This is a genomic window from Acidimicrobiales bacterium, from assembly GCA_036270875.1.
GTDB lineage: Bacteria > Actinomycetota > Acidimicrobiia > Acidimicrobiales > AC-9 > AC-9.
In genome coordinates this window covers 1-5,590 of the sequence record DATBBR010000052.1, presented here as the reverse complement: position 1 = coordinate 5,590, position 5,590 = coordinate 1, and the positions used below count along the sequence as shown (strand labels likewise).

At 70.6% G+C, this 5,590-nt stretch carries 6 protein-coding genes; 1 reads left to right on the top strand and 5 read right to left on the bottom strand.

Translation table 11 applies throughout. The features are described 5' to 3' along the window. The 4 genes from VH112_06300 to VH112_06285 form a co-directional block, all read right to left on the bottom strand. On the bottom strand, positions 1 to 503 hold a 503-nt coding region (locus tag VH112_06300), incomplete at its 3' end, for a class I SAM-dependent methyltransferase (protein HEX4539841.1). 102 nt (positions 504 to 605) lie between these two features. After that, positions 606 to 1,607 carry an LLM class flavin-dependent oxidoreductase gene (locus VH112_06295; protein HEX4539840.1) on the bottom strand — a complete coding sequence of 334 codons (1,002 nt, stop codon included), beginning with the start codon at positions 1,605 to 1,607 and terminating at the stop codon, positions 606 to 608. Further along, entirely contained in the window at positions 1,607 to 3,067 is a 1,461-nt protein-coding gene (locus VH112_06290; protein HEX4539839.1) for a site-specific DNA-methyltransferase, read from the bottom strand. Before VH112_06290 ends, VH112_06295 begins: the two co-directional genes overlap by 1 nt. 18 nt (positions 3,068 to 3,085) lie before the next feature. After that, the gene (locus tag VH112_06285) at positions 3,086 to 4,192 is read right to left on the bottom strand and encodes a low temperature requirement protein A (protein HEX4539838.1); all 1,107 of its coding nucleotides are present in this window, start codon (positions 4,190 to 4,192) and stop codon (positions 3,086 to 3,088) included. 148 nt (positions 4,193 to 4,340) lie between these two features. On the opposite strand from VH112_06285, the gene VH112_06280 reads away from it, so the two are divergent. Continuing rightward, positions 4,341 to 5,012 (top strand): sterol desaturase family protein, encoded by a 672-nt coding sequence (locus tag VH112_06280; protein ID HEX4539837.1) that lies wholly within the window; start codon positions 4,341 to 4,343, stop codon positions 5,010 to 5,012. Positions 5,013 to 5,019: 7 nt separating this feature from the next. Here the strand turns inward: VH112_06280 and VH112_06275 are convergent. Beyond that, positions 5,020 to 5,590 (bottom strand): PDZ domain-containing protein (locus VH112_06275; GenBank protein ID HEX4539836.1); only part of this gene is annotated, 571 nt, incomplete at its 5' end.

The window sequence follows — 5,590 nt, the reverse complement described above, 5'->3', positions numbered from 1 at the left end:
AGCCCAAGCACCAGTAGCAGCCCTGTCGGCTCGGTGTCGAGCAGGACGGTAGTGAGGTCGGGCCGGTACCGTTCCAGCACGGCCGCCACCTTGTAGACGTCGCCCGCCCAGAGCAAGGTGTGCTTGTTGCGGGCTGCCTCCGATGCCGACCGGGGGAGCATGTCGTCGAGAACGACGACGCTGGCGGGTGTGCTGAGTCGCTCTGTGTTCATGAAGTCACGCAGCGCGAACTCGAAGATGTGCAACCCGTCGATGAAGGTGAAGTCGACTACCCCGTCCGAAAACCACGAGACGGCATCAGCCCGGGCGAAGAACTCGTCGCTGGTGGCCTTGACCAGCTCGAGGTCACAAGCAAGCTCGACCTCGATACGGAAGTCGGGGTCCACGCCGATGGTCCGCGTCGTGGACTGGGCCAGGCCGAGACCGTCGTTGATCCCGATCTCGAGGTAGCTCCGCGGCCGGTAACGCTCGTGGACGACCCTTAGGAACTGGTGGCGATCCATCGTGCGTCATCACCCTCGCGCTTGTGGTCGGCGTCGGTTTGCCCAAAGCGATAGCACAGAGTCACGTCCTCCATCAGTGGTCGGCCGTGGTGCCCGCGGTCCTCAACCCATCAGCGCCGGAAGCACCTCCGAGGCGAAGCGGCGGTTGGATTCCTGCAGGAGGGACGGGTCGGCGTCGAGTGAGCCCGGCACGACGACCACCCGCCGCAGGCCAAGTGACGCGAGATCGTTGAGCCGTTCGGCCACTTCAGCGGGCGGACCGGCGACGGCGAAGCGGTCGATGAACTCGTCCTCCAGGTCGCGAGCCTGGGGCGCCGCCGCCTGCCCATGACTGGCCGCCCGGTAGCCGGCCGCCAGCCGACCGATACCCCGGCGAGTGACCTCCGACAGCCCCTCGCTTGGCGCGCCCTCGGCGGCGAAGCGGGCGAAGATCGCGGTGCTGCCCCGGACGAGATCCCGTGCGACCACCCGATCGGGGTGCACACCCACGTTGACGAAAGCGCCGAGCGACAGCATGTCGCTCCTCGCCCCGCCGGCTCGGTGGGCCGTCCCGATCGCCCAGCGGAGCCGGTCGTGCTCGGCGCCGACCGTGAAGTCGAGCGCCTCGGCGTGCCGGGCGCCGACGGCGATCGCCTGCGGCCCGGTGGCCGCCACCACGACCGGGACCTTCGGCGCCCCACTCCCGGTCAGCCACCTGATCTGGGTCGGCACGCCGTCGACGTCGACTGTCTCGCCTCGGAGGTAGGCCTGCATCGTCACCAGCAGCCGCTCGAGCGCGGCAGGAGGTACTGGCCGCATCCCGAGTTGGGTCACCGCCGAGTCGCCCCGACCGAGTCCGAGCACGGCCCGCCCTCCCGTCTCGGCCTGAAGGGTCGCCGCCGCAGACGCGGTGACGGCCGGGTGGCGTGTCACCGGGTTGGTGACTCCCGGCCCGAGCAGCAACCGCTCCGTGGCTGCGCCCGCCAGCGCCAGCTCGACCCAGATGTCGGCGTTGAGGTTCTGGCTGTCGGCGACGAGGAGGCCGGTGAACCCCCACTCCTCGGCCTGTTTGGCCACCTCGGCGACGCGGTGCGGAAACGAGAAGGTGTGCAGCCAGACGTCCATCAGCCGCCGACGGGATCGGAGGGCGGGCGCCGAGCCGCCCAGGCCAGGTCGCGCAGCCGGCGCACGTCGTCCTCGCTCGTCAGCACGATGACGTCGCGGATGGGCTTGCCGGGTCCGACCAGGGCCCGCAGGGCCGAGGCGCCGGTGCTCCCAGCGGCGGGCACGTCGGTGGTCAGGACCAGGAGGTCGGCATCGGGGCGGGCCGAGGCGAGCACGGCTGCCTTGCCGAGCGCCTTCCACAGCACCTCCGCCCGCCGCAGACCGGGCCGGCTCGCGGTGAAGCCACCGGCGACGTCGACGTGCCAGGGCCCGCCGTGCTGATCCCGGGCCACGAAGCTCACCTCGACCCCCTCCGGGCCCGACACCCCCTCCTCGATGCCGACGAACCCGCACTGCTCGAGCGTCACCCGGGCCACGTCCCGCGCCGCCAGCCCCTCCCGCAGGGCTCGGGCCCGGGCGTCCTCAGTCTGGGCGTCCTCGCTCTGGGCGCCGACATCGGGCCGGCCGGGAAGCACGACTCGATGCGGCGGCGAGGCTGCCAGTCGTTGCCGCTCGGCCTCGACCCGGCGCTTCGACTGCAGCACGTAGTCCTCGTCGGTGTCGTAGCCCGCGAAGTGCCGCTCCGTCCGTACCGCGGCCACCGCCGTGGTCCCCGATCCCATGAAGGGGTCGAGCACCAGGTCGTCGCGGTAGGTGAACAGCTGGATCAACCGCTCGGGGAGCTCGACCGGGAACGGCGCCGGGTGGCCCACGCGGGTGGCGCTCTCGGCGGGGATCTCCCACAGGTCGGTCGTCGCCTCCATGAACTCGTCCCTGGCGATCGACCCCTCGGACGGAAGGCCCCTGGCGGAGCGGTCCCGCGCCGGCACGGCACGATCGAAGCGGCCCTTGCTCGCCACGATGACGCGCTCGGTCAGGTCTCGGAGCACGGGATTGCCGGGCCGCTGGAAGGATCCCCACGCGCACGACCCGGTCGAGCCCCGCGCCTTCACCCACAGGATCTCGCCCCGCAGCAGCAGTCGGAGCCGGTCCTGCAGGATCCACGTCACGTCCCCGGCGAGGGACCGGTACGGCCGGCGGCCGAGGTTGGCGACGTTGACGGCCATCCGGCCGCCAGGCTCGAGCGCGCGCACGCAGTCGGCGAAGACCTCCTCCAGCATGCCCAGGTACTCGGCGTAGGTCGTCGGGACGCCCCCCCGGCCCAGGGCGGCCTCGTACTCCTTCCCCGCGAAGTAGGGGGGTGAGGTGACGACGAGGGCGACCGAGTTGTCGTCGAGCTCGGGCATGCTGCGGGCCTCGTGACAGAACACCTCGTCGATGCCCTTGCGCGGGGACACGCGAGCGTCGGTGGAGAGGTCAGGAGGCGTGAACCGCTCGTAGAACGCAGACGAGTCGTGACCCTCGCGACGCGAGACTCCGAAGCTCGACGTCGAGGTGCCGTGACGTCGCGGTCTCGCCATCGTCGCACGGTACAGCAGTCATCTTGGGAGGTGGTCGACCGAGCGGGCCCGCTCGATCACGATGCCTGCGGCCAGGATGAGGGTGAGCGCCGCCATCTGGGCCTCTGGCGAGACCTCGACGCCGACCACCGCGGTGACCAGCACCGCTGCGGCGAGGATCGCTCGGGGCGCGAGCGACCCCGTGCGGAGGAAGTACCGCAGCAGGACCAGCCCGAGCACATAGATGGCGGTGCCGGCGGCGAGGAACCACGCTGTCGCCGCCGTCGCCGGGTGGTCGTAGCTGACGATCGCCTGCCGCACCCCAGCCGCGAGCACGATGATCCCGCCGAGGACGGGCAGGAACGCGTAGCCGAAGGCGAACAGCGCAAGCCACGGGTTGCGCGTGTCGGGAGCCTCGTCGAGGGCGCGTTCGGCCCGTTGGTCCTCGCCGTCGAAGTAGAGCCACCACAGCGCGGCGGCCAGGGCGAGGCCGAGCACGGCAGTGGCGACCAGCCCGGCGGTCAGCTCGTGATGGCCCTGCACGCCGAGGCCGACGGCGACCACGGACTCCCCGAGGGCGATCAGCACAATGAGCCCGTGGCGCTCGACGAAGTGCCCGGCACGGATGCGGAACCCTCCGACCGCCGTCACCGCCGGGCTGGTCCAGTGCAGCACGAACGCGGCCACCCACAACGCCCAGCGGCCGGGCCCACCGACGAAGCCGGCGGCCAGCAGCATCGCCGCGGTCACGGCGTTGTACGGGCCCAGGCGGAACATCGCCCGCACCGCGCTCTGCTGGCTGGCCCGGAGGAAGAGGCCGGTGTGCACGACCGTGACGACGAGGTAGCCGATCCCGAACGCCACCCCGGAGGAGCCGAAGGCGAGCGGGATGGCCAGCGCCACGATCAGGAACCCGGCCATGCCCACGAGCATCAGCAGCCGGACGACGGTCTCGTGGGGCGGAACGGCGTTGGTGAGCCAGGCGTAGCCCCCGTACATCCACCACACGTTGCCAAAGATGAGCACGACCCGACCCACACCGGCACCGTTGGGCTCGGCGACGAGCAGGGTGGTGAGCTGAGTGATCGTGAAGACGAACACGAGGTCGAAGAAGAGCTCGATCGTCGAGACCCGCACGTCGTCCATGGCCCGAGAGCGCAGGCTAGTTGACCGTGGTGGAGGCCAACCGGCCTGGTCAGGTAGCCTTTGGGACGAGTGCTGGAGGCGGCTGCTGCGGCGCTGACGGGGCGATGTGCCCCTCCGCCGGAGCTGCCGGGATTGGGGTCGAAAGAAGATGGCCGTGACTACCCGCTTCCCGGCCACCGACGTCGGTGGTGGGTTGGCCCCGTGGGCGCGCCAGCTCGCTCGCTACCCGGGTCCGCGCATCATCGTTGCCGCCCTGGTCGTGGTGACCGCGGCTCGGGTGGCCCTGTGGCGGTGGCACTGGTGGGACCTGCTCATCGTGGGCGCGTTCATCGCCGCCCAGCCCTTCACCGAGTGGTTGATCCACGTCTTCATCCTGCACTTCAAGCCCCGCACCCTCGCCGGCCGGACGATCGACCCCTTCATCTCACGCAAGCACCGGGCGCACCACCTCGATCCGAGAGACGTGCCCCTCGTGTTCATCCCATTGCCGACGCTGGTCGGCATGCTCATCGGGGGCGGGCTGGTGCTGGGCCTCGCCTTTCGCAGTGCCGAGCGGTCGCTCACTGCGGGAGTGATCGCGCTCTGCCTCGTGCTCGCGTACGAGTGGACCCATTTCCTCATCCACTCGCCCTATCGCCCCCGGTCGGCCGCCTACCGCTACGTCTGGCGGGCCCATCGGCTGCATCACTTCAAGAACGAGAACTACTGGTTCGGCGTGACGGTGCACCTGGCCGACCACGTGCTGCGCACCTTTCCGGACAAGGCAGCCGTGCCGACGTCGCCCACCTGCCGGGACCTCGGCGTCGCACCCGCGTCGTAGCGTGGCGTCAACCGGGCAGCTGCCCGAGGGTCACCGTGACCGTCTTCTGACTGCCGTCGGGTTGGACCACCGTCACCTTGGCCTGGTTCCCTGGTGCGAGGCCGGCCAGGACGTCGTTCAGATCCGAGACCGACTGGGTCTGCTGGCCGTTGATAGCGGTGATCACGTCCCCGGACTTGAGGCCGGCCTTGTCGGCCGCGCCGCCGGGCTGGACCTGGACGATGATGACGCCGCCGGGCTGTCCGGAGCTGTTGAACCCGTTCGCGGCCGTGATGCCGAGCGCCGCCCGCCCGGAGTTGGTGACCTTGCCCTGGGAGGCCAGCTGTCCGGCGATGAGCTTCACCGTGTTGCTGGGTATGGCGAAGCCGATCCCGGCCGCGGTGCCGCCGTTCTGCTGGTCCGTCGCCGCCAGCGTCGGGATGCCCATGACGTTGCTGTCGAGGTCGGCGAGGGCACCGCCGCTGTTGCCGGGGTTGATGGGGGCGCTGGTCTGGATGGTGTTGGCCAGCGTGTGGGCCTGGTCCTCGCTGACGGTGCGGCCGTTGAAGCTCACGATGCCGTTTGTCACGCTGCTGGAC